Origin of the sequence: Nocardioides caricicola, assembly GCF_039541135.1 — a bacterium.
GTDB classification, from domain to species: domain Bacteria; phylum Actinomycetota; class Actinomycetes; order Propionibacteriales; family Nocardioidaceae; genus Nocardioides; species Nocardioides caricicola.
In genome coordinates this window covers 207,898-232,220 of record NZ_BAABFQ010000008.1, presented here as the reverse complement: position 1 = coordinate 232,220, position 24,323 = coordinate 207,898, and the positions used below count along the sequence as shown (strand labels likewise).

Genomic DNA, 24,323 nt, shown 5'->3' with positions numbered 1-24,323 from the left:
CGTCGCGGTGGTCGAGGTGCGAGCGAAGCGAGCCTCGAGACCACCCACCCGAGACGACCGAGCGCTGCGTGAATAGGGGCGTGGAGGACTTCGAGGAGTGGGTGCACGCCCGCGGCGGCGCGCTCGCCCGGTCGGCGTACCTCCTCACCGGCGACCTGCACCTGGCGGAGGACCTGGTGCAGGAGACGCTCGCCCGCGTCGCGCAGCACTGGAAGCGGGTCTCGCGGCGCGGCAACCCGGACGCGTACGCCCGCCAGGTGATGCACAACCTGGCGATCGACCGCTGGCGCCGACGGAGCGTGCGGCCTCCTGAGCTGCTCACCGACAGCCACCCCGAGATCGGCCACGGCGGCCCCGACGTCGAGCGCCGGATGGTGCTGCGCGACGCGCTCGCCCAGCTGACCCCGAAGCAGCGGGCGGTCGTCTCGCTGCGCTTCTACGAGGACCTCACCGAGGTGCAGACCGCCGCGGTGCTCGGCTGCTCGGTCAGCACCGTCAAGTCCCAGACCCGCGACGCCCTGGCGCGGCTGCGCCGCATCGCGCCCGAGGAGGTGCTCCGATGAGTGACCTGCGCGACCCGCTCGACGACCTGCTCTCCGACGTGCCGACGTACGTCGTCCCCGATGCACGCGCCGCCTGGGCGGCCGGTGCGCGGCGGCGGACCCGCCGCCGCGTCGGCGTGGCTGCTGCCGTCACCGTCGTGGTCGCCCTGGTGGCCGGCGCGGTCACCTGGCTGCCGCGGACCGTCGAGCCGCAGCCGGCGGACGGCGAGGGCGTCGGTGGCTACCCGGCACGGGTCCTGAAGCCGTTGGTCGCCCGGGACCTTCCCCTCGCGCCCGGCCCGATGGCGATGGTCTTCCAGCGCAACGGTGAGGACATCTACGGATGGTGGGTGGCGAGCCCTCGAGGCCATGCGTGGCCGGTGCCCCAGCAGGACATGATCGACAGCTACCCGCCGGCGCTGTCGGCCGACGGTCGGATGCTTGCGTACCTGCACACCCCGACGACGTACGTGATCCGAGACCTGACCACCGGCGACTCGACGACCTTCGACTCGATCACCGACGGCCTGGAGAGTCGCGAGGGCCAGGGAGAGTGGGTGCTCGGCCCGCAGAACCCGTCGTTCTGGTCACCCGACGGGAGCCGGGTCCTGGTCCGCGGCAGCAGCTGGTCGCGTGACTCGCCGACGACGGCGCTGGTGCTGGACGTCGATGGAACCGTGACCGAGCTGGAGACGGACGGCTTCCCGGCCGGCTGGGTGGACGACGACACCCTCGCCTTCGTCCAGGACCGCGCCGAGCTCGACGGCAAGCCACCGGCGGAACTGGTCCTCGTCCGGGTGGATGGCGCCGTCGAGCGTCGCATCACGCTCGCGCTACCACGCGCGGCGGCAGCCTGGACGAGCCAGTGGAGCTCCTCGGTGTCGCCGGATGGAGAGTTCCTTGCCTTCGTCGCCGATGACGGTCAGGTCTACGTCTTCTCGACCGAAGACGGCGCCCGGCGCAGCAGATCTTTCGTGCCGACGAGCGACACGTGTCTGCCGTCCTGGCAGGACGACTTCCCTGCCCTCGTCCGCACGAGCACCCTGGTCGGCCACTCCGGTGAGGTCCTCACTGCCTTCGACTCGCGGCTGGAGGTGGTGTGTGCGATGGCCGCGCCCGGGGCGCTCGCGGGTGAGCGTCACGTCGGGCTGGCGCAGCGCTGGTTCGGCGATGGCTGGGTGGCCTTCAACCTCCCGCTCGCCGTGGCGATCGCGGTGGGAGGCGTCGTGGTCGCCGGGGTCGTGCTGCTCGTGATCAGGAATCGGCGCAGGAGGGTGCACCGCCTAGGCTGAGTGCATGCCAGATCAGCTCGTCGTGGGGTTCGACCTCGACATGACACTGATCGACACCGCGCCCGGCTTCCGCGACGTGCTGGCGGCGCTCGGCGCCGAGCTCGGGATCGAGTTCCCGGTCGAGGAGATGACCGCGAAGCTCGGCCCGCCGCTCGACATGCTGCTCGAGCCGCACCTCGCGGAGGACGCGATCGCCGGGGCGATCGACCGGTTCCGCGCGCTCTACCCCGACCACGCGATCGCGGGCACACCGGCGTTCGACGGCGCCCACGAGGCGCTCGCCGCCGTACGCCGCCACGGCGGCCGCAACGTCGTGGTCACCGGGAAGTTCGCGCCGAACGCGCGCCTCCACCTCGACCACCTCGCCTTCGACGTCGACCATCTCGCCGGCCAGGTGTGGGGTGTCGGCAAGGCCGACGTGCTGCGCCAGGAGGGCGCGACGATCTACGTCGGCGACCACGTCCACGACGTCGAGGGTGCGCTCGCCGCGGACGCGGTCAGCGTCTCGGTGCTGACCGGCGGCTGCACCCGCGAGGAGCTGGAGGCGGCCGGCACCCACGTCGTCCTCGACACCCTCCACGACTTCCCGGCCTGGCTCGACGAGCACCTGCTGCAGCTGCGGCTGGCCGCGCTCGAGACGGACCTCGAGCAGCGCGGGTCGGTGCTGGTCGCCTACAGCGGCGGCGCCGACAGCGCGTTCCTGCTCGCCGCCGCCGTGCGCGCGCTGGGCGCCGACAACGTCGGTGCGGCGACCGGTTACTCCCACTCGCTCCCGATCGCCGAGCGCGATCCGGCCCGCGAGTTCGCCGAGTCGCTCGGCGTCGAGGTGCTCACGCCCGAGACCCACGAGATGGAGCGCGAGGGCTACCGCGCCAACGGCGCCGACCGCTGCTACTTCTGCAAGGCCGAGCTCCTCGACGTGCTCGGCCCGCTCGCCGCCGCGCACGGGCTGGCCCACGTCGCCACCGGCACCAACGCCGACGACGCGGTCGCGGGCTTCCGCCCCGGCATCCGCGCCGCCGCCGAGCGCGGCGCGATCGCACCGCTGCGCGACGCGGGGCTGACCAAGGCCCAGATCCGCGAGGCCTCACGCCGCTGGGACCTGCCCACCTGGGACAAGCCGGCCGCCGCCTGCCTCTCCTCGCGGGTCGCGTACGGCGTCGAGGTGACGCCGTTCCGCCTGGGCCGCGTGGAGCGCGCCGAGGTCGCCGTGCGCTCGGTCCTCAGCGACGTGGTGAACCTGCGGGTCCGCGACCTCGGCGACCGCGCGTCCGTCGAGGTCGACGCGGCCCTGCTGCCGCTGCCCGCCGACACCGAGCGGTCGCTGCTCGACGCCGTGCGCGGAGCGGGGTTCGACGCGGCCGAGGTCGACCCGCGTGGATTCCGGTCGGGCTCCATGAACGAGGCTCTGTAGGCTTCTGGTCGCCGTGGCGCCGGGCCACGTGAGTAGACGCAAGAAGAGGTCAGACGGTGCCGACTGGCAAGGTGAAGTGGTTCGACGCTGAGAAGGGCTTCGGCTTCCTCTCTCAGGAGAGCGGTCCCGACGTCTACGTGCACGCCGACGCGCTCCCCGGTGGTACGGCGCTCAAGCCCGGCACTCGTGTCGAGTTCGGTATCGCCCAGGGTCGCCGCGGCGACCAGGCCCTGCAGGTCCGCGTCCTCGACGCGCCCGCGTCCGTCTCGCGCAACCAGCGCGACGCCAAGCGCAAGCGCCCCGACGAGATGGCGCCGATCGTCGAGGACCTGATCCGCGTGCTCGACGGGATCGGCGAGGCCTACCGCCACGACCGGCGCCCGGACCCGAAGACCGCGAAGCCGGTCGCGAAGCTGCTCCGCGCGCTCGCCGACGAGCTCGAGCTCTAGGGAGTCAGTTCCCCGTCTGCACGGTCCGCGGCGCACGCTGCGGCCGACGGGTGAACGCGAACACGCTCCACGCGGCCAGCACCACCACCGCGACGCCGAGGCCGAGCCGCGGCGGGTCGAGCGGCATCGCGATGCCCGTGAACCCGCCGATGACCCACGCGAGCTGGAGCGTCGTGTCGCTGCGCGCGAACGCACTGGCCTGCACCCGGTGCGGTACGTCGCGCTGGATGGTCGCGTCGAGGGAGAACTTCGCCAGCGCCTGGCCGAGCCCGGCCACCAGGCCGAGCAGCGCGAGCGCGAGCACGCCGTAGAAGAGGAAGCCGAACACGACGACGGTGACGTCGGCGACCAGCACCGCCGACACGGTGATCGCCGGCTTGATCTTCTTGAGCCCGGAGGCGAGCACGACGCCGAGGAAGTTGCCGGACGCCGCCCCGCCGACGACCAGCGCAGTGAGGAGCTCGACGCTCCAGCCGTCGATGGGGTTCTCGCGCAGCTGGAACGCCATGAACATGATGAGGAAGCCCGACATCCACCGCGGACCGCAGTTCGCCCGCAGCGCGTAGGCGACGGCCGGCGGGATCCGCACGCTGCCCGTGCGGCCCTTGTCCTCGCCGCGCAGCAGCAGGTCGCCCTCGCCCTCGCTGGAGTCGACCCGGGACGGGAGCCGGATCGCCGCGATCGTGGCGGCGACGAAGAGCAGGAAGGCGTACCGCAGCACCCACTCGGGCCCCGCGAGCGACGCCAGCCCCGCGATCGGCGCCGACACCGCGACCCCGACGATCCCGGACAGCGAGACCCGGCCGTTGGCCTTCACGAGCGTGAACTCCTGCGGCAGCAGGCGGGGTACGGCGGCCGCGCGGGTCACGCCGTACGCCTTCGACGCGACGAGCACGCCGAGCGCGGCGGGGAACAGCAGGTTCGACTCGGTGATCACCGCGCCTGCGAGCACCCAGCACAGGAACGCGCGGATCGCCATGGTCGCGCCGATCGCCCAGCGCCGGCCGTGGGCGAAGCGGTCGAGGAAAGGCCCGATCAACGGGGCCACGATCGCGAACGGCAGCATCGTCAGGCCGAGGAACAACGCCACCTGCCCGCGCGCCTCGCCCGACGGGACCGTGAAGAAGAGGGTCCCGGCCAGCGAGATCGCCACCGCGGCGTCGCCGGCGGTGTTGAAGAAGTGCATGTGGATCAGCCGGGAGAGCCCGGACTCGCCGGCGCCCTGCGCCTCCGACGCGCGCCGGGCCTGGCGCATCGTGAAGGCGCCGGCGCGCCGGAACGCGCCGAACCCGCGCGAGACCGTGCCGCCTCGCTCGGCGGTCGGCGAGTCGGGGTTCGGCGCGGCCATGGGCCCATCCTGCCGCACCCGACCTGACAGCCTCGGCCCTGATGAGGGATGATCACGCCGTGATCACGACCGCGCGCACCAAGCCCGACTCCGCCACCGTCGCAGCCGTCGACGTGGCGCGCGCCGCGCTCCTCGAGGACGTCCCGGCCGCGGACGTCGGGGAGCACCTCGGCCACGTGGTCGAGGGCGAGCGGGTCGTCACCCACCTGTTCGCCTGCGAGCGCGCCGGGTACGTCGGCTGGCGCTGGTCGGTGACCGTCACCCGCGCGCCGCGCCAGAAGGTCGTGACCGTCGACGAGGTCGTGCTGATCCCGGGCGACGAGGCGATCGTCGCCCCGCCGTGGGTCCCCTACCGCGAGCGCATCAAGCCGGGCGACCTGTCACCCGGTGACCTGCTCCCGGTCGACGACGACGACCCGCGGCTGGTCCCGACGTACCTCGTCGGCGACGACCCGCTCGACGCCGACGACAAGGCCCAGGTCCGCCAGGTCGCCAAGGACCTCGGCCTCGGCCGGGTCCGCACGCTCTCGCTCGAGGGCCGCGAGCTCGCCGCGCAGCGGTGGTACGACGGGGACGCCGGGCCGGAGGCGCCGCTGGCCAAGTCGGCCCCGGACAGCTGCACCACGTGCGGCTTCCTGCTCCGCATCGCCGGCCCGCTGTCGGAGATGTTCGGCGTCTGCGCCAACGGTGACGCCAACGACGACGGTCGGGTCGTGTCGTTCGACCACGGCTGCGGTGCGCACTCCGAGGTCCGGCTGGCCAAGAAGCACGAGCCGGTGCCGCTGCCGGAGCCGGTGTTCGACACCCTCACCCCGGACGAGATCGAGACGCTCTAGCCCTCGCGCTCGGCGCGCGCCTTGCGCCGCCGGCGGCAGTACTCCAGGCCGAACAGGCCCAGCCCGACGCCCGCGAGGCAGGTCCACAGCCACCACTCGTTGCCGGACTCCTCGAGGCGTCCGTAGAACGGCAGCAGCGCGATGAAGGCGACCAGCCAGAGCGCCGTACCGACCTCCACCGTGCGCACGCCGTCGACGTCGAGCGGCTCCACGTCGGCGACGAAGAACGTCCGCTTGCCGAAGTCGTGCTGCATCGGCTGGTCGTCGCGAAGTTCCACGGGGGCCACGCTAGTCGACGCGGTCCAGGCTCTGCGATCATTCGCGCCGTGAGCACTCAGACAGCGCCCTCGGTGGGCGGCCTCGATCGATTCTTCAAGATCTCCGAGCGTGGATCCACGCTCGGAACCGAGATCCGTGGCGGGTTCGTCACGTTCTTCACGATGGCCTACATCATCGTGCTGAACCCGCTGATCCTCGGCTTCGCGCCCGACCAGGACGGCAACTACCTCGGGGGTGGCGTCGGCGACGGCTCGAACCTCGCCACGATCGCGGCCGGCACGGCGCTGGTCGCGGGGTTGATGACGATCCTGATGGGCGTCGTCGCCAACTTCCCGCTCGCCCTGGCCACCGGCCTGGGCCTGAACGCGTTCGTCGCGTTGTCGATCGCCAGCCAGATGACCTGGGCCGACGCCATGGGTCTGGTCGTGATCGAGGGTCTCGTGATCTTCGTCCTCGTCCTCACCGGCTTCCGGGAGGCCGTCTTCCACGCGGTGCCCGCGCAGCTCAAGATCGCGATCTCCGTCGGCATCGGCCTCTTCATCGCGCTGATCGGCTTCGTCGACGCCGGGTTCGTGACCCGCATCCCCGACGCTGCCCAGTCGACCGTCCCGGTCCAGCTCGGCGTCGGCGGCGAGCTCGCCGGCTGGCCCGTCCTCGTCTTCTGCCTGGGCCTGCTGCTGGTCATCGCGCTGTGGGTCCGCCACGTCCGGGGCGCGATCCTGATCTCGATCGCGGTGACCACGGCGCTCGCGTTCGTCGTCGAGGCCATCGGCTCCCCGAAGAGCTGGGGCAACATCTCGCCGGTGTGGCCCGAGGACGTCATCAAGTCCCCCGACTTCGGCACCCTGGGCGAGTTCAGCCTGCTCGGCTCGTGGGAGAACGCCGGTGTCGTCACCGTGCTGCTGCTGATCTTCACCCTGTTGCTCGCCGACTTCTTCGACACCATGGGCACGATGACCGCGATCGGCGCCGAAGCCGGACTGCTCCAGGACGACGGCACCCCGCCGAACACCCGCCGGATCCTGATGGTCGACTCGGTCGCCGCGGCCGCAGGTGGTGCGGGCGGCGTCTCGTCCAACACGTCCTACATCGAGTCGGCCTCGGGCGTCGGCGAGGGAGCCCGCACCGGGCTCGCGTCGGTGGTCACCGGCGTCCTCTTCCTCGGCGCGATCTTCCTCGCCCCGCTCGTGGAGATGATCCCGCTCCAGGCCGCCGTGCCTGCGCTCGTGCTCGTCGGCTTCCTGATGATGCAGCAGGTCAAGGGCATCGACTGGGACGACCTCGAGATCGCGATCCCGGCGTTCCTCACGATCGTGCTGATGCCGTTCACCTACTCCATCACCGCGGGCATCGGCGCCGGCTTCATCTCCTACGCGTTCATCAAGCTGGTGCGCGGCAAGGCCGGCGACATCCACCCGCTCATGTGGGGCGTCTCCGTCGCCTTCGTCGTGTACTTCGCGATCGGCCCGATCACCGGCTGGCTGACCTAGCCCGGAGGCGTGCCAGAGGGAGGGGCCCGGCGTCGGCGCCGGGCCTCTTCTTCGCAGGAATGCTTAGCAAAGGTAATGAGTTATGCTAACGATATGCCGATCACGACCGACGCCGGACTCGCGGCGGAGCTGCGTCTCAGCGTGATGCGCCTGCGGCGCCGGCTCGCCAACGAGCGGCACCCGGACAACGAGCTGAGCCTCAACCAGATGGCGGTGCTCGGCTGCCTGTTCCGCAACGGTGCGCTCACGATCGGCGAGCTGGCCGCCTGGGAGCGGGTCCAGCCGCCGTCGATGACGCGCACCGTGAACTGCCTGCAGGAGAGCGGCGACGTCGTACGCCGCCCGCACGAGACCGACGGCCGCCAGGTCGTCGTCGAGCTCACCGACACCGGCCGCGCCCGCGTCCTGGCCGACCGGGACCGACGTGACGCCTGGCTGGCCCGCCGGCTGGCCGACCTGACCCCCGACGAGCGCGCGACCCTGCGCGCCGCCGCCCCGATCATCGAGCAGCTCGCTCAGAAGGACTGACCTCACCGCTTCATGAGTCCCACGTTCCGCGCCCTGTCCAACCCGAACTACCGCCTGTACGCCGCCGGCGCCCTGGTGTCGAACACCGGCACCTGGATGCAGCGGGTCGCGCAGGACTGGTTGGTGCTGCACGTGCCGGGGAGCCAGGGCGGGACGTCGGTCGGCATCACGACCGGCCTGCAGTTCCTCCCGATCCTGCTGCTGTCGCCGTACGCCGGCCTGATCGCCGACCGGGTCCCGAAGCGGACGCTGCTGCAGGTGACCCAGCTGATGATGGCGCTGCCGGCGCTGCTGCTCGGCGTGCTCGCCGTCACCGGCCAGGCCGAGGTGTGGCACGTCTACGTCCTCGCGTTCGTCTTCGGCATCGGCACCGCCTTCGACGGGCCGGCGCGGCAGTCGTTCGTGAGCGAGATCGTCACGAAGGACGAGCTCACCAACGCGGTCGGCCTGAACTCGGCGTCGTTCAACGCGGCCCGGATCGTCGGCCCGGCGATCGCCGGCCTGCTGATCGGCGCGTTCGGGGGAGGGGCCGAGGCGACCGGCTACGTCATCGTGCTCAACGCGGTGAGCTACGTCGGGCCCGTGCTCGCCCTGCGCCGGATGAACCCCGACCTGCTCCGCACCCCGGTCCCGGCCGCGCGCGGCAAGGGCATGATCCGCGAGGGCGTCCGCTACGTGCGGGGTCGACCCGACCTGATGCTGATCCTGATGATCGTGTTCTGCGCGGGCACGTTCGGCATGAACTTCCAGATGACGTCCGCGCTGATGGCGACCGACGTCTTCCACCGCGGTGCCGCGGCGTACGGACTGCTCGGCACGTTCCTCGCCGTCGGCTCGCTCACCGGCGCGCTGCTCGCCGCACGCCGGCCGGTGGTCCCGCTGCGGCTGGTCGTGGGCGCGGCGATGGCCTTCGGCGCCCTCGAGGTGGTGGCCGGGCTGCTCCCGACGTACACCCTGTTCGCGCTCTGGATGCCGCTGATCGGGCTCTCCTCGCTCACGATGGTCACGGCCGCGAACACGCTCATGCAGGTGTCCACCGACGCCGCGCTGCGCGGCCGGGTGATGGCGCTCTACATGATGATCTTCATGGGCGGTACGCCGCTGGGAGCTCCGGTGATCGGCTGGATCGGCGAGGCCTTCGGCGCCCGCTGGACGCTCCTGCTCGGCGGCCTGCTCACCATGGCCGGCGTCGCGCTGTCCGCGGGTTGGTACCTGAGGCGTCGGCGCGTTTTGACCGGTGTATCCGGCGCGGGTAACCTTTTTCCTCGTGTCTGGGACAACCAGGCCGTTGCGCGTGCCCGGACCCAGTCGTAGGAATCCAGTCCTCGTCTCCGGCGCGCCTGCCAGACCGAAATACGGGCGACACGCCCGACCTCGGGGGCGAGCGGTTCGGTCGACCTAGCACCACCCAGACACCCAGCAGATCCCGTGCGTGCAGAGTGCGCGTACTGAGAGTAAGACGAAGGGGAACCACCCGGTGCCCACCATTCAGCAGTTGGTCCGCAAGGGCCGCCAGGACAAGGTGTCCAAGAGCAAGACACCTGCCCTCAAGGGTTCGCCCCAGCGACGCGGTGTGTGCACCCGCGTCTACACCACCACCCCGAAGAAGCCGAACTCCGCCCTCCGCAAGGTCGCCCGTGTGCGCCTCTCCAGCGGCGTCGAGGTCACGGCGTACATCCCGGGTGTCGGTCACAACCTCCAGGAGCACTCGATCGTGCTCGTGCGCGGCGGCCGTGTGAAGGACCTTCCCGGCGTCCGCTACAAGATCATCCGCGGCACCCTCGACGCCCAGGGCGTCAAGAACCGCAAGCAGGCCCGCAGCCGTTACGGCGCCAAGAAGGAGAAGAGCTGATATGCCGCGCAAGGGTCCCGCTCCCAAGCGGCCTATCGACATCGACCCCGTCTACGGGTCGCAGCTGGTCTCCCAGCTGGTGTCCAAGGTCCTCCAGGACGGCAAGAAGCAGGTTGCCCAGCGCATCGTCTACAGCGCCCTCGAGGGCTGCCGCGAGAAGACCGGCACCGACCCGGTCCTCACGCTGAAGCGTGCGCTCGACAACGTGAAGCCGGCGATCGAGGTCAAGTCCCGCCGCGTCGGCGGTGCGACCTACCAGGTCCCGATCGAGGTCAAGGGCACGCGTGGCACCACGCTCGCGCTGCGCTGGCTGGTCGGCTACGCCCAGGACCGTCGCGAGAAGACGATGTCCGAGCGACTGATGAACGAGATCCTCGATGCCTCCAACGGCCTCGGTGCCGCTGTGAAGAAGCGCGAGGACACCCACAAGATGGCCGAGTCCAACAAGGCCTTCGCCCACTACCGCTGGTGATCGCGCGGGGAGGGACGCGACGTACCCCGTCGCCGTTCCTCCCCGGCTCCCCAGTCCTTCCTACTTTCTAAGGACGCAACGACAGTGGCTGTCGACATCACCACGGACCTCAACAAGGTCCGCAACATCGGCATCATGGCGCACATCGACGCCGGTAAGACCACCACCACCGAGCGCATCCTCTTCTACACCGGCATCACCTACAAGATCGGTGAGGTCCACGAGGGCGCGGCCACGATGGACTGGATGGAGCAGGAGCAGGAGCGCGGCATCACGATCACGTCGGCCGCGACGACCTGCTGGTGGAAGAACCACCAGATCAACATCATCGACACCCCGGGTCACGTGGACTTCACCGCCGAGGTCGAGCGCTCGCTGCGCGTCCTCGACGGCGCCGTTGCCGTGTTCGACGGTGTCGCCGGTGTCGAGCCCCAGACCATGACCGTGTGGCGCCAGGCGAACAAGTACTCCGTCCCGCGGATGTGCTTCGTCAACAAGCTCGACCGGACCGGCGCGGACTTCTTCCGCTGCGTCGACATGATGGTCGAGCGCCTCAACTCCACCCCGCTCGTGCTCCAGCTGCCGATCGGCGCGGAGTCCGACTTCCTCGGTGTCATCGACCTGGTCGGCATGCGTGCCCTCACCTGGCGCGGCGAGACCAAGATGGGCGAGGACTACGAGGTCGAGGAGATCCCCGCGGACATGGCCGAGCAGGCCGCCGAGTACCGCGAGAAGTTCCTCGAGACGCTGGCTGACGCCGACGACGCCGTGATGGAGAAGTTCCTCGAGGGCGAGGACTTCACCGTCGAGGAGCTCGAGGACGCCATCCGTCGCGCGACCCTGGCCGACAAGGTCAACCCGGTCCTCTGCGGCACCGCGTTCAAGAACAAGGGCGTCCAGCCCCTGCTCGACGCGGTCGTGAAGTACCTGCCGTCGCCGCTCGACATCGACGCGATCATCGGCCACAAGCCGGGCGACGAGGAGACCGAGATCGCCCGCAAGCCCGCCGACAACGAGCCGTTCTCCGGCCTGGCCTACAAGATCGCCTCGGACCCGCACCTCGGCAAGCTGATCTACGTCCGGGTGTACTCCGGCAAGCTCGAGGCCGGCTCGACCGTGGTCAACTCGGTCAACGGCAAGAAGGAGCGGATCGGCAAGGTCTACCAGATGCACGCGAACAAGCGTGAGGAGATCGCGTCGGTCGGCGCCGGCCAGATCGTCGCCGTCATGGGCCTCAAGGACACCAAGACCGGTCACACCCTGTGCGACCCGAACAACCAGGTCGTCCTCGAGTCGATGACGTTCCCGGCTCCGGTGATCGAGGTCGCGATCGAGCCCAAGACCAAGGGTGACCAGGAGAAGCTGGGCATCGCGATCCAGCGCCTCTCCGACGAGGACCCGACCTTCACGGTCAAGACCGACGAAGAGACCGGCCAGACGATCATCGCCGGCATGGGCGAGCTCCACCTGGAGATCCTCGTCGACCGGATGAAGCGCGAGTTCCGCGTCGAGGCCACCGTCGGCAAGCCGCAGGTCGCCTACCGCGAGACCCTCCGCAAGGAGGTCACGAACCACAGCTACACGCACAAGAAGCAGACCGGTGGTTCGGGTCAGTTCGCGAAGGTCGTCGTCTCGCTCGGCCCCAACATCGACCCCGAGACCGGGACCGGCGCGGGCTACGAGTTCGTCAACAACGTGTCGGGTGGTCGCGTCCCGCGCGAGTACATCCCGTCGGTCGACCAGGGTGGCCAGGAGGCCATGGAGTTCGGTGTCCTCGCCGGCTACCCGATGGTCGACGTGAAGTTCTCCCTCGAGGACGGCGCCTACCACGACGTCGACTCGTCCGAGCTCGCGTTCAAGATCGCCGGCAACCAGGCCTTCAAGGAGGCCGCCCGCATGGCCAAGCCCGTGCTGCTGGAGCCGATGTTCGCGGTGGAGGTGACGACCCCCGAGTCGTTCCTCGGCACCGTCATCGGCGACATCAACAGCCGCCGCGGCCAGATCCAGGCACAGGAGGAGCGTCACGGTGACATGGTCATCAACGCCCTCGTGCCGCTGTCCGAGATGTTCGGGTACGTTGGCGACCTGAGGTCCAAGACCTCCGGCCAGGCGTCGTACTCGATGGAGTTTGACTCGTACGCCGAGGTTCCCACGAACATCGCCGACGAGATCATCAAGAAGGTTCGCGGCGAGTAATCGTCCGGACCCTCGGCTGCACCACTTTTCTACGAGTCAAGTAACAAACCCACACAGGAGGAGCCCCAGTGGCTAAGGCGAAGTTCGAGCGGACCAAGCCGCACGTCAACATCGGCACCATCGGTCACATCGACCACGGTAAGACGACGCTGACCGCGGCGATCACCAAGGTGCTGCATGACAAGTACCCGGACCTGAACGCCGCTTCGGCGTTCGACGAGATCGACAAGGCTCCCGAGGAGCGCCAGCGCGGTATCACCATCTCGATCGCGCACGTCGAGTACCAGACCGAGGCGCGCCACTACGCGCACGTCGACTGCCCGGGTCACGCCGACTACATCAAGAACATGATCACCGGTGCGGCTCAGATGGACGGCGCGATCCTCGTGGTCGCCGCCACCGACGGCCCGATGCCGCAGACGCGTGAGCACGTGCTGCTCGCCCGCCAGGTCGGCGTGCCGGCCCTGGTCGTGGCGCTCAACAAGTGCGACATGGTCGACGACGAGGAGCTCATCGAGCTCGTCGAGATGGAGGTGCGCGAGCTCCTCTCCGAGTACGAGTTCCCGGGCGACGACATCCCGGTCGTGCGCGTTGCCGCCTTCCCGGCGCTGCAGGGCGACGCCAAGTGGGGCGACTCGATCCTCGAGCTGATGAACGCGGTCGACGAGGCCATCCCCACCCCCGAGCGTGAGACGGACAAGCCGTTCCTCATGCCGGTCGAGGACGTCTTCACGATCACCGGTCGTGGCACCGTCATCACCGGTCGTATCGAGCGCGGCATCGTCAAGGTCGGCGAGGAGGTCGAGATCGTCGGCATCCGCGAGACCTCGCAGAAGTCGACCGTCACCGGCGTCGAGATGTTCCGCAAGCTGCTCGACGAGGGCCAGGCCGGTGAGAACGTCGGTCTGCTGCTTCGTGGCACCAAGCGCGAGGACGTCGAGCGCGGCATGGTCGTCATCAAGCCGGGCACCACGACCCCGCACACCAACTTCGAGGCCTCGGTCTACATCCTCTCGAAGGAGGAGGGCGGCCGTCACACGCCGTTCTTCAACAACTACCGCCCGCAGTTCTACTTCCGTACCACGGACGTGACCGGCGTCGTGACCCTCCCCGAGGGCACCGAGATGGTCATGCCGGGCGACAACACGGAGATGGCCGTTGAGCTGATCCAGCCCATCGCCATGGACGAGGGTCTGCGCTTCGCGATCCGCGAGGGCGGCCGCACCGTCGGCGCCGGCCGGGTCACCAAGATCACCAAGTGATCTGACCTGATCCAGTAGCACTCACCGAGGGCCTCGAACCGCAAGGTTCGGGGCCCTCGGCGTTTGTGCGGCCGCCCGGGGTGGCCGGCTCCGCCCGATGCCGGCCGGGTCACCAAGATCACCAAGTGATCTGACCTAGCAACGCACAGGAACCCCCGCTGGCTTCGGCCGGCGGGGGTTCCTGCATTCCTACGTGGTTGGATATCGGCCATGAGCGACAACGCCCCGCCGCCGTACGGCGAGCAGCCGCCCAACCCCTACGGCCAGCAGCCGCCCGGCCAGCCGCCGTACCAGCCCTACGGCCAGCAGCCGCAGTACTACGGACCGCGCGACCACCCGCAGGCGACGGTGATCCTGGTCCTCGGCATCATCGGCCTGGTCGCCTGCCAGGTGCTCTCGGTGTTCGCCTGGGTGATGGGCAACCGGGTCGTCAAGGAGATCGACGCCAGCGGCGGCCAGCTCGGCGGTCGGAGCACCGCCAACGCCGGCCGGATCTGCGGGATCGTCGGCACCGTCCTGCTCGCGATCTCGTTGGCGTTCGTGCTGCTGTTCGTGGTCATCGGCATCGCGTCGATGGGCACCGCCTAGAGCAACGCCCGGATCGCCTCGCCGAACACCTCGGTGTGACGGTCGACGTCGTCGGCCGTGTGGTGCGGGCTGAACAGCGCCATGTTGTGGAACGGCGTCAGCAGCACGCCCCGGTTGAGGCACCACAGGTGCAGCAGGCCCTCGAGCTCCTCGTCGACCGCCGCCGCGGCCGCGGCGCCGTCGCGCGGGGGAGGGCAGAACCAGTACTCCGCCCGGCAGCCCAGCCGCTGCACGTGCCAGGGCAGCCCGTGCTCGGCGATCACCCCGGCCACGCCGTCGGTGAAGCGCTCCGCGAGCGGGATCGCGACGGCGAAGTCCTCCTCGCGCAGGAAGCTGGACAGGGTCGCCTTGATCGCGGCGAGGGCCAGCGCGTTGCCGGTGAGCGTGCCGCCGACACCGGCGACGTCGATCTCGTGGCCGAGCATCGGACCCGAGAGCCGGTCGGCGACCGCGGCCGACATGCCGTAGGCCGCGCACGGGATGCCGCCGCCGATCGGCTTGCCGACGACCACGAAGTCCGGCTCGAGGCCCCAGGCTGCCGTGGCCCCGCCGGGGCCGGCGCACAGCGTGTGGGTCTCGTCGATGACCAGCAGCACGTCGTGGCGCCGGGTCACCTCGCGGACGCCGTCGAGGTAGCCCGGGTCCGGGAGCACGATGCCGATGTTGGTGAGTGCCGGCTCCATCAGCAGGCACGCGACGTCGCCCTCGGCCAGGCGCCGGTCGAGCGCGTCGAGGTCGTTGAACGGCACCACGGCCGTCGTCTCCGCCACCGGGACCTGCGGACCGAGCGCGCCCGGTCGCGGTACGACGCGATCGCCGTCGAGCACGGCGAGGGTCTCGTCGACGGTGCCGTGGTAGCACCAGTCCATGACCGCGATCCGCGGCCGACCGGTCAGGTGGCGGGCGAAGCGCAGCACGAACCGGTTGGCGTCCGTCGCCGACATCGCCAGCTGCCACGACGGGAGGCCGAACCGGCGGGCCAGCTCCTCGCCGACCCACACCGCGTCGGCGGACGGGAGCATCGTCGTGATGCCGGTCCGCGCCCGCGCGGCGATCGCGTCGGCCACCTGCGGCAGGCCGTGCCCGGTCATCGCGCCGGTGTCGCCGAGGCAGAGGTCGACGTACTCCAGGCCGTCCACGTCGGTCAGCCGCGCGCCGGAGGCCGACTCGAAGAACAGCGGGAACCGGCCCGGCCACCGGGTCATCCACGGCATCGGCACGCCGGCGAGCAGCGGCCCGCGGGCCTTGTCGGCGAGCTCGGCGGAGCGCGGGTGCAGCTCGGCGAAGCGGTCCTCCTCGGTGGCGCGGAGGGCGGCGATTCGATCGCGGGAGATCATGCTTGGGAAGATAGAGCAATGGCCGAAGAACGCGTGCGACCAGCGCGCCCGCACCACAAGCTGACCGACGACGGCCGGCGGATGCGTGAGGTGCTCACCTACTCGCGGCGCGGCAGCCGGTTCACCCCGAAGCAGGCGCAGGCCTGGGACGAGCACGCCGAGCGCTTCTGGCTCCCCGACGAGGCCGTCGACGAGCCGGGCTTCTCGCTGGCGGGCATGTTCGGCCGTACGGCGCCCCTGGTCGTCGAGATCGGCTCGGGTATCGGTGAGTCCACGGTCGCGCTCGCGTCCACGCGGCCCGACCACGACGTCGTCGCGTTCGAGGTCTGGCGCCCCGGCGTCGCCGACACCCTCGGGCGGATCGCCGAGGCCGGGCTGACGAACGTGCGGATGCTCAGCGTGGACGCGGTCTGGTCGATGGAGCACCTCGTCGAGCCGGACAGCCTCGCCGGGCTCTGGGTGTTCTTCCCCGACCCGTGGCACAAGAAGAAGCACCACAAGCGCCGGCTGGTCACCGCCGAGTTCGCGGCGCTGGCCGCGAGCCGGCTCGCGCCGGGCGCCGAGTGGCGGCTGGCCACCGACTGGGCCGACTACGCCGAGCAGATGGTCGAGGTGCTCGACGCGGAGCCGCTGCTGACCGGCGGGGTCGTCGAGCGGTGGGCCGAGCGCCCGGTGACCAAGTTCGAGCGCAAGGGCCTCGCCAAGGACCGCGCGATCACGGACCTGGCGTACCGCAGGGTCTAGCGGTCGTACGGCGCACGACCAGCTCGGTCGGCAGCACCACCTGCTCGGGGTCCCAGTCGTCGCTGCCGAGCGCGCCGAGCACCAGCTGCGCGGCCACCCGCCCCTGCTCGTGCACGGGTTGGGCGACGGTGGTGAGGTCGAAGAAGTCCGCCATCTCGTGGTCGTCGATGCCGATCACCGACAGGTCCTCGGGCACCCGCAGCCCGCGGTCGCGCGCGGCACGGAGCGCGCCGATGGCCATCTCGTCGGACGCCGCGAAGATGCCGGTGGGCCGGTCCGCGAGCTCGAGCAGCTCGGCGGCCGCGCGCATCCCACCGGCGACCGTGAAGTCTCCGTCGGCCTCCAGCGCCGGGTCGTGGGGCACACCGGCCGCGGCGAGCGTGGCCCGGTAGCCGGCGACCCGCTCGACCGGCGCGGTGAAGTCGAGCGCCCCCTCGGTCGAGCCGCCGATGTAGGCGATCCGGCGGTGGCCGAGGTCGAGCAGGTGCTGGGTCGCGGTGCTCGCGGCGAGGTGGTCGTCGATCCGCACGGTCGCCCAGCCCGGCAGGTCGGCGCCCACGATCGTCACCGGCTTCCCGAGCGCCTCCAGGCTGGCCAGCTCGTCTCGGCTGGGGGTCAGGCTGAGCACGAGGATCGCGTCGACCCGCTTGGTGAGCAAGCTCGTGCTGAACACCCGGTGCCGGGCAGCCGGGTCGCCGGCGAGGTTGTAGAGCAGCAGGTCGTAGCCGCGGCTGCGCAGCTCCTCCTCGGCGCCCTGGACCACGGCGGCGAAGAACCACTGGGTCACGAACGGCACGATCACCGCAACTGTCCGGGTCTGGCCGGTGGCCAGCCCCGCCGCGCTGGGGGAGGGCACGTACCCCAGCCGCCGCGCGGTCTCCCGGACCCGGTCCCGGGTCTCCTCGGAGACGCCGGGGAGCCCCCGGAGGGCGCGCGAGACGGTCGCGGTGGACATCTCCACCTCGCGCGCCACGTCCTTGATGCCCGTCATCGCGGGAGCGCTCCCACTTTTGCTCGCGAACGACTACGGTGGTGCCCATGACCCAGCACCTTCCCGACGGATCCACCCTGGCGTTCGGCGCCGCCACCGCGGCGTACCAGATCGAGGGCGCGATCGCCGAGGACGGCCGAGCCCCGTCCATCTGGGACACGTTCGCCCAGGTCCCGGGCGCCACGCGCGACGGCCTCGACGGCCGGGTGGCCTGCGACTCGTACCACCGTTTCGAGGAGGACCTCGACCTGGTCGCGGGCATGAACGCGGGCTGGTACCGCTTCTCGATCGCCTGGCCGCGGATCGTGCCCGAGGGCACCGGCCGCGTCGAGCCGCGCGGGCTGGACTACTACGACCGCCTCGTCGACGCCGCCCTCGCGCGTGGCGTCAACCCGACCGCCACGCTCTACCACTGGGACCTGCCGCAGGCCCTCGAGGACCGCGACGGCTGGCTCAACCGGGACACGGCCTACGCGTTCGCCGACTACGCCATGGTGGTCCACGAGCGCCTCGGCGACCGTGTGAAGGTGTGGGCGACCCACAACGAGCCGTGGTGCGCGGCCTACCTCGGCTACGCCGCCGGCATCCACGCCCCCGGCCGCAAGGAGGGCGCCGCCGGCCACCGCGCGGCCCACCACCTCAACCTCGGTCACGGCCTGGCCGCGGCCCGCTTGCACGAGGCCGGCGTGACCGACCTCGGCATCGTCCACAACCTGGCGCCGTTCTGGCCCGAGACCCCGGAGGCCGCCGCGGCCGCCGACGAGCTCGACGCGGTCCGCAACCGGATCTGGACCGGCCCCCTCGCGCACGGCGAGTACGACGAGGGCCTGCTCCGGGTCGCTCCGGTGCTCGCCGACTCGACGCTGGTCCGCGACGGCGACCTCGACCTGGTCAAGGGCTCCGCCGACTGGATGGGCGTCAACTACTACACGCCGTTCCGCCCGACGCTCGCCGACCCGAGCCTGTCGGTGCACCCCGAGGTCGAGGCCTACCCGGGCGTCACGCCGGTGTCCTTCGTCGTCCGCGAGCCGCGCACCGACATCGGCTGGGAGGTCGACGACCGCGGGCTCGAGGAGCAGCTGATCGACGCCCACAAGGCCACCGGCCTGCCGATCGTGGTCACCGAGAACGGCGCGGCGTACCCCGACACCTCGCTCGACGACCAGGACCGGATCGGCTACCTGCGCGACCACATCGCCGCCACCGAGCGCGCTCGCGCGGCCGGTGCCGACGTCCGCGGCTACTTCGTGTGGACCCTGCTGGACAACTTCGAGTGGGCCGAGGGCTACACCAAGACGTTCGGCGTCGTGCACGTGAACCCCGAGGACCAGACGCGGACGCCGAAGGCCTCCTACCACTGGCTCGCGGAGCACCTCGCCGGCCACTAGCGGCTGCCGTCAGCCCTTGACGGAGCCTGCGAGCAGGCCGCGCACGAAGAAGCGCTGCAGCGACAGGAACACGATCAGCGGCACGACCAGCGCCACGAACGCGCCGGCGGACAGCAGGAACCAGTCCTGGCCGCGGGTGCCGGACAGCTCGGCGAGCCGGACGGTCAGCGGCGAGACCTCGAGCCTGCCACCGCTGAAGACCAGCGCGACCAGCAGGTCGTTCCAGACCCACAGGAACTGGAAGATGCCGAACGCCGCGATCGCGGGCGCCATCAGCGGCAGCATGATGCGGCTGAAGATCTGCACGTGGCCGGCGCCGTCGACGCGTGCCGACTCGATCAGCTCGCCCGGGATCTGACTCATGAAGTTGTGCAGCAGGTAGATCGCGAGCGGTAGCGCGAAGATCGAGTGCGACAGCCAGATCGTGTAGAAGCCCCCGCCGGGAGCCTCCGGCCCCGCCAGACCCCAGTCGACGTAGGTCGTGACCAGCGGGATCATCGTGACCTGGATCGGGACGATCTGCAGGGCGAAGATCGCGACGAACAGCAGGTTCCGGCCCGGGAAGCTCATCCAGGCGAACGCGTACGCCGCCATCGTGGCGATGCTGATCGGGATCAGCACCGCGGGGATCGTGATCACGATCGAGTTCACGAAGTAGGTCGCGAAGTTCGTGTCCGAGCCGTGCAGGACCTGGTCGTAGTTGTCGAGCGTGAACGGTCCCGTCAGACCGGTCCACCAACCGCTGTCGTTGATGTCGCCCTCTTCGCGGAACGACGTGATGAAGAGGCCGACGGTCGGGATGGTCCACAGCACCGCGAGCACGATCGCGGCCAGCGAGGCGAACGGCGAGGACAGCGCCCGGTGCGCACTGCTCGAGACGGACTCCTTGGCGACAGTCTGCTCGACATCGGTGACGGCGGTGCTCATCAGCGGGCCTCCAGCTTGCGCATCTGACGGACGTTGTAGACGACGATCGGGATGACGAGCGCGAAGAGCAGCGTCGCGAGCGCGGCGCCGAGTCCCTTGTCGCGGGTCACGAAGCTCTGGCGGTAGAACTCGTACGCGATCACGCTGGTGTCGAAGTTCCCACCGACGGTGGTGCGCACGATGTCGAACGCCTTCAAGGTGGTGATGCTGATCGTCGTGAGCACCACGATCAGCGACGGGCGGATGCTCGGCACGGTGATGTACCGGAACATCTTCAGACCACCGACGCCGTCGAGACGGGCGGCCTCGACGATGTCGTCGGGGATCGCCCGGATGGAGGCCGCGAGGATGGTCATCGCGAACCCGGCCTGGACCCAGATCATGATCACGATCAGGAAGAAGGTGTTCCACGGCGCGTCCTGCAGGAAGCGGTAGGTGTCGAAACCGAGGAACTTGAGCATCGCGTTGGCGAGGCCGATCTGGTCGCGCTCGCTGTCGCGGTAGTCGTAGACGAAGCGCCAGATGATCGAGGCGCCGACCAGCGAGATCGCCATCGGCATGAAGATCAGGGCCTTGGCGAACTTCTCGAAGCGCGCGCGGTCGACGAGGACGGCGTACACGAGGCCGATCAGCGTGGCCAGGGTCGGCACGAGGATCACCCACAGCGCCGTGTTGATGAGGACCCGGACCTGCTCGTCGTCGGTGAAGATCCGCGAGTAGTTCTCGAATCCGACCCACTCCTGGCCGAGCCGGTCCTGGAAGGAGCGCTTGACCGTGGACAGGGCCGGGTAGAGCAGGCCGAACGCGACCATGAGGACCGCGGGCAGGACGAACGTGGCGGACTGCACGAGCTCGCCCTTGCGCGAGCGCAGTCGCGACGTCAGCAGCAGGATGAGTGCGACCACGCCGAAGAACAGGCCGATCGCGATGAACATCTGGACGAACTTCTCACCTGTGGACACAGGTACTCCCGGTGGACTCGGGCCAACGAGCGGCGGCTCCCTGGCCGGGGTGGACGGGTCAGACGATGGTGCACGTCCCGACGGGCCGCGACGCGGGGCCCGGGAAGGGCGGGGCGTCGCGGCCCGGCGAGACGGAGCCGGTGCGTAGGTCCGGGGCCGGCCGGTGGCCGGCCCCGGAGCGCTACGTCAGGACTCGGGCCAGGAGTCCTCGATGTTGTCGAGCGTGGACTGGGTGTCCTGGTCCTCGCCGATCCACGCGGTCATCTCCTTCCAGAACGAACCTGCGCCGACCTCGCCGGGCATCAGGTCCGAGCCGTCGAAGCGGAAGACCGCGTCGGGGTTCTGGAGGATCTCGACGGACGCCTTGTCGATCGGGCTCGCGACGTTGGCGATGTCGAGGTTCTTGTTCGCGCTGACGAAGCCACCGTTCGGCGTCGCCTTGCCCTTCTCGTTGACCCACTCGCCACCGGAGATGTAGGTCATCAGCGCCTGCGTCTGGATGCTGTCGCTGAACGCGGTCACGAACTCGCCACCGCCGAGGACGGGGCTGCCCTGCGCGGGGTCGATCGGCGGCAGGTAGAACGCGAAGACGTCCTTGTCCTCACCGATCTCGGTGCCCTCGGGCCAGTTCGCGGCGTAGAAGCTCGCCTGGCGGTGCATGGCGCACTCCGGCTCGCCCTTCTCCGGCGCGATCGGCAGGCCGCCGTCGGTGAACTCGGTGCTCGCGATCGACTTGAAGTCGCCGAAGCCGCCGTTGACGTAGTCGTCGTTCTTCAGGATGCCGCCGACGGTGTCCAGCGCCTCGACCACGGCCGGGTCGTTGAACGGCAGCTCGTGGCTGACCCACTGGTCGTAGACGTCCGCGCCGCCGGTGCGCAGCAGCACGTCCTCGAGCCAGTCGGTGGCCGGCCATCCGGTCGCCTCGCCGGAGCCGATGCCCGCACACCACGGCTTCATGCCGGTGGCCGCGATCTCGTCGGACAGGGCGAGCATCTCGTCCCACGTGGTCGGGATGGCCCAGCCGTTGTCCGCGAACACCTTCGGGGAGTACCAGACGAACGACTTCACGTTCGCGGTCAGCGGCGGCGCGTAGAACACGTCGTCGACGGTGCCGTAGGTCTTCCAGTCCTCGCCGTAGAACTCGTCGACGTTGTCGGAGACCTCCTGCGGCGCTTCCTTGACCGCGTCCGGGTAGTCGCGGACGAGGGACTGGAGCAGGCCGGGCTGCGGGATGAACGCGATGTCCGGCGGGTTGCCGGTCTCGACGCGCACGGGGAGCTGGGTCTCGAACTCCTTGGAGCCCTCGTAGACGACCTCCGCGCCGGTGCAGTCGCTGAACAGCTTGAAGGAGTCCTTGTACGGCTGGTCCTCGGGAGCCACGATCGAGGTGTAGAGCGTGACCTCCTTGCCCGTCAGGTCGCCGAACTGGGTGAGCTGCTCGCAGCCCGCCTTGCCCTCGCCCGGCGAGGTGCCAGAAGCCTCGGTGTCGCCGTCGTCGTCACTCCCACCGCAACCGGCGAGTACGAGCCCGGCGCTCACGAGAACGGCAGCAACGGCCATTCCCCGGCGCGTGTTGCGTGATCGCATGCGTGCATTCCTCTCTGCGTTTGTAGCAGGTCCGTCCTGGGTCCGCGTGCCCGTAACCCGCTCCGTCGATGATGATGCAAACGTTTACGCGGAACGGCGTCAAGCGATCGCAATAACGTTTCTGTAACGCGAGTCACATTTACGTGGGAACGCTCCCACCGCCGGACGAAAGTATCAGGGAACGGCCCTCAACCGGACGATCTCCACCTCTTTGAAACCGCAATCTCCCCGGTCTGATCCGGTTGAGCGCTCTCAGAGTCCGGCGAACAGGCTGGAGCGCCGCATAACTTGCGGAATCCGGACGGCGCGGACCGCCGCCGACCGGCCCGTCAGCCGCCCAGAGCGGCCAGCTCCTCGTCGACGTACGGGTCGGTGGCGCCGATGGCGTCGAGCTCGCCCTTGAGGGCGCGCTGGACGGCGAGCGCCTCGGCGGTCCGGCCGAGTCGGCGCAACGCCCAGCCGACCATCCACCGGGCCACCCGGGTCCGCGCGTCGTCGCCGATCCGCTCACGGGCCGCGAGGGCTCTCTCGAACGTCGCGAGCGCGGCCTCGAGGTCACCCGCGTCGGCGTGCGCCATGCCGATGTTGTTCAGCAGCGAGGCGTCCCAGTCGCGGGCCTCGGGCTGGTCCGAGCCGAGCGCGACCTCCAGCGCCTGCTCGTTGATCGCGACCCGCTGCTCGAGAGGAGCGACCAGCGCCTGCATGTGCATCGCGTCGATGCGGAGCGCGTCGTTGCCCTCGTGCGCCGCAGCGGCGTCGAAGTGCGGTCGCGCCGCGTCGGGGTCGCCCGAGGAACGCAGCAGCCGCCCGCGCTCCAGGGAGACGCGGGCGGCCACCTCGTGGTCACCGACGGCCAGGTGGTCGAGCAGGGCGTGGCCGTCGTCGTACCGCTCCTGCAGGCCGAGCGCGCGGGCGACCTGGGTCAGCAGCACCAGCCGCTCGGTGCCCTCGGCGACGTCGGCCGCCTCGCGGAGCCGCTGCTCGGAGCCGGCCGGGTCGTCGAAGTCCCACAGGGCGTTGACGTTCGTCATCGGCGTGCCGTCAGCCGGCGGCGGAGGTCGGCCTCACGCGCGAGGCGCGCCGCGTCCCGCTCGCGCCGGGCGGCGGCGACCGCGCCGAGGAAGACCTCGGGCGGCGTGCCGGGCGGCGGCGGGGGAGCGACGTACTCGCTGACGGCGGAGGCCAGCTGGGCGCCGATGGCGGCGCGCGACGCGGGGTCGATCTGCGGCAGCCGCCCGAGGTACTGACGGACGGCGAGCGCGAGCCCGGTCGGCAGCGACGCGAGGTCGGCGCTCGCGGCCCAGGCGGCGAGCTGGGGTGGCATCGGGGCGGGCGGGTCGAGCCGCAGCCGGACCCGCTCGCGGACGACGTAGGTGCCGGCGGCGTAGTCGCCCAGCCGCTTGCCGCGCGAGCTGACGAGCGCGGAGAAGAACGCCGGACCACCCATGAAGACGTAGATCTCGACCACGCCGATCAGCGCCCGCACGAACGCGTGCTGGAAGGAGATCGGACCGGCGTCGTCGCGGACGGTGCGCAGCCCGAACGCCAGCTTGCCCAGGGACTTGCCGCGCGTCAGCGTCTCGATCGTGGTGGGGAAGACCAGGAACGAGACGATGACCGACGCGAGCATCGCGACCTCGATCAGCGCCTCGGACGTCTGCACGGCCGCGATCGCGAGGCCGATGACCAGCGCGACCAGCAGCAGGACCGTCACGGTGACGTCGATCAGGCCGGACGCGATGCGGGTGCCGAGGCTGGCCGGGGGCAGGTCGAGGGCGACCGCCTCGCCGGTGACGAGGTCGTCGGTCGTGAGCGTCGCGAACTCGGGGCCGGCCATCG

24 protein-coding genes are annotated in these 24,323 nt (G+C 70.4%); 15 read left to right on the top strand and 9 right to left on the bottom strand.

Features of this window, described 5'->3' with window-relative positions; all coding sequences use genetic code 11:
• The first annotated feature begins 80 nt into the window (after positions 1–80).
• From ABD875_RS18735 to ABD875_RS18720, 4 genes are read left to right on the top strand one after another with little or no spacing between them, the layout of a single operon-like run.
• Positions 81–563: a SigE family RNA polymerase sigma factor gene (locus ABD875_RS18735; RefSeq protein ID WP_345181024.1), complete on the top strand. Its 483-nt coding sequence runs from the start codon at positions 81–83 to the stop codon at positions 561–563.
• Entirely contained in the window at positions 560–1,834 is a 1,275-nt protein-coding gene (locus tag ABD875_RS18730) for a TolB family protein (RefSeq protein WP_345181021.1), read from the top strand. The genes ABD875_RS18735 and ABD875_RS18730 overlap by 4 nt, the downstream gene beginning before the upstream one ends.
• 4 nt (positions 1,835–1,838) lie before the next feature.
• On the top strand, positions 1,839–3,248 hold the full coding sequence (gene larE, locus ABD875_RS18725) for an ATP-dependent sacrificial sulfur transferase LarE (RefSeq protein ID WP_345181019.1): 1,410 nt from the start codon (positions 1,839–1,841) through the stop codon (positions 3,246–3,248).
• 56 nt (positions 3,249–3,304) lie between these two features.
• Complete coding sequence (locus ABD875_RS18720; RefSeq protein ID WP_308194137.1) at positions 3,305–3,697, top strand: cold-shock protein; 393 nt, start codon at positions 3,305–3,307, stop codon at positions 3,695–3,697.
• Between the two features lie 4 nt (positions 3,698–3,701).
• Here the strand turns inward: ABD875_RS18720 and ABD875_RS18715 are convergent, their stop codons facing one another.
• On the bottom strand, positions 3,702–5,045 hold the full coding sequence (locus tag ABD875_RS18715; protein WP_345181014.1) for an MFS transporter: 1,344 nt from the start codon (positions 5,043–5,045) through the stop codon (positions 3,702–3,704).
• Between the two features lie 41 nt (positions 5,046–5,086).
• Here ABD875_RS18715 and ABD875_RS18710 point away from each other — a divergent pair, with 41 nt between their 5' ends.
• On the top strand, positions 5,087–5,881 hold the full coding sequence (locus ABD875_RS18710; RefSeq protein ID WP_345181012.1) for a DUF3027 domain-containing protein: 795 nt from the start codon (positions 5,087–5,089) through the stop codon (positions 5,879–5,881).
• Here ABD875_RS18710 and ABD875_RS18705 read toward each other — a convergent pair.
• A complete protein-coding gene (locus ABD875_RS18705; protein WP_345181010.1) occupies positions 5,878–6,159 on the bottom strand; it encodes a DUF2530 domain-containing protein in 282 nt (93 codons plus the stop codon). The two genes, ABD875_RS18710 and ABD875_RS18705, sit on opposite strands and share 4 nt — an antisense overlap.
• 48 nt (positions 6,160–6,207) lie before the next feature.
• Between ABD875_RS18705 and ABD875_RS18700 the strand changes: the two genes are divergently transcribed.
• From ABD875_RS18700 to ABD875_RS18665, 8 genes are all read left to right on the top strand, one after another.
• Positions 6,208–7,650 (top strand): NCS2 family permease, encoded by a 1,443-nt coding sequence (locus ABD875_RS18700; RefSeq protein ID WP_345181008.1) that lies wholly within the window; start codon positions 6,208–6,210, stop codon positions 7,648–7,650.
• Positions 7,651–7,743: 93 nt separating this feature from the next.
• On the top strand, positions 7,744–8,178 hold the full coding sequence (locus ABD875_RS18695) for a MarR family winged helix-turn-helix transcriptional regulator (RefSeq protein ID WP_345181006.1): 435 nt from the start codon (positions 7,744–7,746) through the stop codon (positions 8,176–8,178).
• 12 nt (positions 8,179–8,190) lie between these two features.
• Positions 8,191–9,492 (top strand): MFS transporter, encoded by a 1,302-nt coding sequence (locus tag ABD875_RS18690; protein WP_345181003.1) that lies wholly within the window; start codon positions 8,191–8,193, stop codon positions 9,490–9,492.
• Between the two features lie 163 nt (positions 9,493–9,655).
• Positions 9,656–10,030 carry a 30S ribosomal protein S12 gene (gene rpsL / locus ABD875_RS18685; protein ID WP_345181002.1) on the top strand — a complete coding sequence of 125 codons (375 nt, stop codon included), beginning with the start codon at positions 9,656–9,658 and terminating at the stop codon, positions 10,028–10,030.
• Position 10,031: 1 nt separating this feature from the next.
• Entirely contained in the window at positions 10,032–10,502 is a 471-nt protein-coding gene (rpsG, locus tag ABD875_RS18680; RefSeq protein ID WP_243058911.1) for a 30S ribosomal protein S7, read from the top strand.
• Between the two features lie 135 nt (positions 10,503–10,637).
• Entirely contained in the window at positions 10,638–12,698 is a 2,061-nt protein-coding gene (gene fusA / locus ABD875_RS18675) for an elongation factor G (RefSeq protein ID WP_379187277.1), read from the top strand.
• Positions 12,699–12,766: 68 nt separating this feature from the next.
• Positions 12,767–13,960 (top strand): elongation factor Tu, encoded by a 1,194-nt coding sequence (gene tuf, locus ABD875_RS18670; protein ID WP_345180998.1) that lies wholly within the window; start codon positions 12,767–12,769, stop codon positions 13,958–13,960.
• Positions 13,961–14,170: 210 nt separating this feature from the next.
• On the top strand, positions 14,171–14,548 hold the full coding sequence (locus ABD875_RS18665; protein WP_345180996.1) for a DUF4190 domain-containing protein: 378 nt from the start codon (positions 14,171–14,173) through the stop codon (positions 14,546–14,548).
• Here ABD875_RS18665 and ABD875_RS18660 read toward each other — a convergent pair.
• A complete protein-coding gene (locus ABD875_RS18660) occupies positions 14,545–15,885 on the bottom strand; it encodes an aspartate aminotransferase family protein (RefSeq protein ID WP_345180994.1) in 1,341 nt (446 codons plus the stop codon). The two genes, ABD875_RS18665 and ABD875_RS18660, sit on opposite strands and share 4 nt — an antisense overlap.
• Before the next feature lie 18 nt (positions 15,886–15,903).
• Here ABD875_RS18660 and trmB point away from each other — a divergent pair, with 18 nt between their 5' ends.
• Positions 15,904–16,629, top strand: coding sequence for a tRNA (guanosine(46)-N7)-methyltransferase TrmB (gene trmB / locus ABD875_RS18655; RefSeq protein WP_345180993.1), 726 nt, complete (start codon positions 15,904–15,906; stop codon positions 16,627–16,629).
• On the opposite strand, the gene ABD875_RS18650 is transcribed toward trmB, so the two are convergent.
• Entirely contained in the window at positions 16,601–17,620 is a 1,020-nt protein-coding gene (locus ABD875_RS18650; RefSeq protein ID WP_345180991.1) for a LacI family DNA-binding transcriptional regulator, read from the bottom strand. The two genes, trmB and ABD875_RS18650, sit on opposite strands and share 29 nt — an antisense overlap.
• A 47-nt stretch (positions 17,621–17,667) precedes the next feature.
• Here ABD875_RS18650 and ABD875_RS18645 point away from each other — a divergent pair, with 47 nt between their 5' ends.
• Positions 17,668–19,008 carry a GH1 family beta-glucosidase gene (locus tag ABD875_RS18645; RefSeq protein WP_345180989.1) on the top strand — a complete coding sequence of 447 codons (1,341 nt, stop codon included), beginning with the start codon at positions 17,668–17,670 and terminating at the stop codon, positions 19,006–19,008.
• Between the two features lie 9 nt (positions 19,009–19,017).
• Here the strand turns inward: ABD875_RS18645 and ABD875_RS18640 are convergent, their stop codons facing one another.
• From ABD875_RS18640 to ABD875_RS18620, 5 genes are all read right to left on the bottom strand, one after another.
• Complete coding sequence (locus ABD875_RS18640; protein ID WP_345180986.1) at positions 19,018–19,935, bottom strand: carbohydrate ABC transporter permease; 918 nt, start codon at positions 19,933–19,935, stop codon at positions 19,018–19,020.
• Positions 19,935–20,897, bottom strand: coding sequence for a carbohydrate ABC transporter permease (locus ABD875_RS18635; protein ID WP_345180984.1), 963 nt, complete (start codon positions 20,895–20,897; stop codon positions 19,935–19,937). Before ABD875_RS18635 ends, ABD875_RS18640 begins: the two co-directional genes overlap by 1 nt.
• A 186-nt stretch (positions 20,898–21,083) precedes the next feature.
• Positions 21,084–22,484 carry an ABC transporter substrate-binding protein gene (locus ABD875_RS18630; RefSeq protein ID WP_345180981.1) on the bottom strand — a complete coding sequence of 467 codons (1,401 nt, stop codon included), beginning with the start codon at positions 22,482–22,484 and terminating at the stop codon, positions 21,084–21,086.
• Between the two features lie 329 nt (positions 22,485–22,813).
• Complete coding sequence (locus ABD875_RS18625) at positions 22,814–23,515, bottom strand: tetratricopeptide repeat protein (RefSeq protein ID WP_345180979.1); 702 nt, start codon at positions 23,513–23,515, stop codon at positions 22,814–22,816.
• Positions 23,512–24,321, bottom strand: coding sequence for an RDD family protein (locus ABD875_RS18620; RefSeq protein WP_345180976.1), 810 nt, complete (start codon positions 24,319–24,321; stop codon positions 23,512–23,514). Before ABD875_RS18620 ends, ABD875_RS18625 begins: the two co-directional genes overlap by 4 nt.
• Positions 24,322–24,323: the final 2 nt, after the last annotated feature.

Bases quoted from the DNA above. Each gene is read 5' to 3' on its own strand.
- ABD875_RS18730 (WP_345181021.1), top strand. From the start codon at position 560: ATGAGTGACCTGCGCGACCCGCTCGACGACCTGCTCTCCGACGTGCCG.
- larE (WP_345181019.1), top strand. From the start codon at position 1,839: ATGCCAGATCAGCTCGTCGTGGGGTTCGACCTCGACATGACACTGATC.
- ABD875_RS18715 (WP_345181014.1), bottom strand. From the start codon at position 5,045: ATGGCCGCGCCGAACCCCGACTCGCCGACCGCCGAGCGAGGCGGCACG.
- ABD875_RS18710 (WP_345181012.1), top strand. From the start codon at position 5,087: ATGAGGGATGATCACGCCGTGATCACGACCGCGCGCACCAAGCCCGAC.
- ABD875_RS18695 (WP_345181006.1), top strand. From the start codon at position 7,744: ATGCCGATCACGACCGACGCCGGACTCGCGGCGGAGCTGCGTCTCAGC.
- ABD875_RS18690 (WP_345181003.1), top strand. From the start codon at position 8,191: ATGAGTCCCACGTTCCGCGCCCTGTCCAACCCGAACTACCGCCTGTAC.
- rpsG (WP_243058911.1), top strand. From the start codon at position 10,032: ATGCCGCGCAAGGGTCCCGCTCCCAAGCGGCCTATCGACATCGACCCC.
- fusA (WP_379187277.1), top strand. From the start codon at position 10,638: ATGGCGCACATCGACGCCGGTAAGACCACCACCACCGAGCGCATCCTC.
- ABD875_RS18665 (WP_345180996.1), top strand. From the start codon at position 14,171: ATGAGCGACAACGCCCCGCCGCCGTACGGCGAGCAGCCGCCCAACCCC.
- ABD875_RS18660 (WP_345180994.1), bottom strand. From the start codon at position 15,885: ATGATCTCCCGCGATCGAATCGCCGCCCTCCGCGCCACCGAGGAGGAC.
- trmB (WP_345180993.1), top strand. From the start codon at position 15,904: ATGGCCGAAGAACGCGTGCGACCAGCGCGCCCGCACCACAAGCTGACC.
- ABD875_RS18650 (WP_345180991.1), bottom strand. From the start codon at position 17,620: ATGACGGGCATCAAGGACGTGGCGCGCGAGGTGGAGATGTCCACCGCG.
- ABD875_RS18645 (WP_345180989.1), top strand. From the start codon at position 17,668: ATGACCCAGCACCTTCCCGACGGATCCACCCTGGCGTTCGGCGCCGCC.
- ABD875_RS18640 (WP_345180986.1), bottom strand. From the start codon at position 19,935: ATGAGCACCGCCGTCACCGATGTCGAGCAGACTGTCGCCAAGGAGTCC.
- ABD875_RS18630 (WP_345180981.1), bottom strand. From the start codon at position 22,484: ATGCGATCACGCAACACGCGCCGGGGAATGGCCGTTGCTGCCGTTCTC.
- ABD875_RS18625 (WP_345180979.1), bottom strand. From the start codon at position 23,515: ATGACGAACGTCAACGCCCTGTGGGACTTCGACGACCCGGCCGGCTCC.
- ABD875_RS18620 (WP_345180976.1), bottom strand. From the start codon at position 24,321: ATGGCCGGCCCCGAGTTCGCGACGCTCACGACCGACGACCTCGTCACC.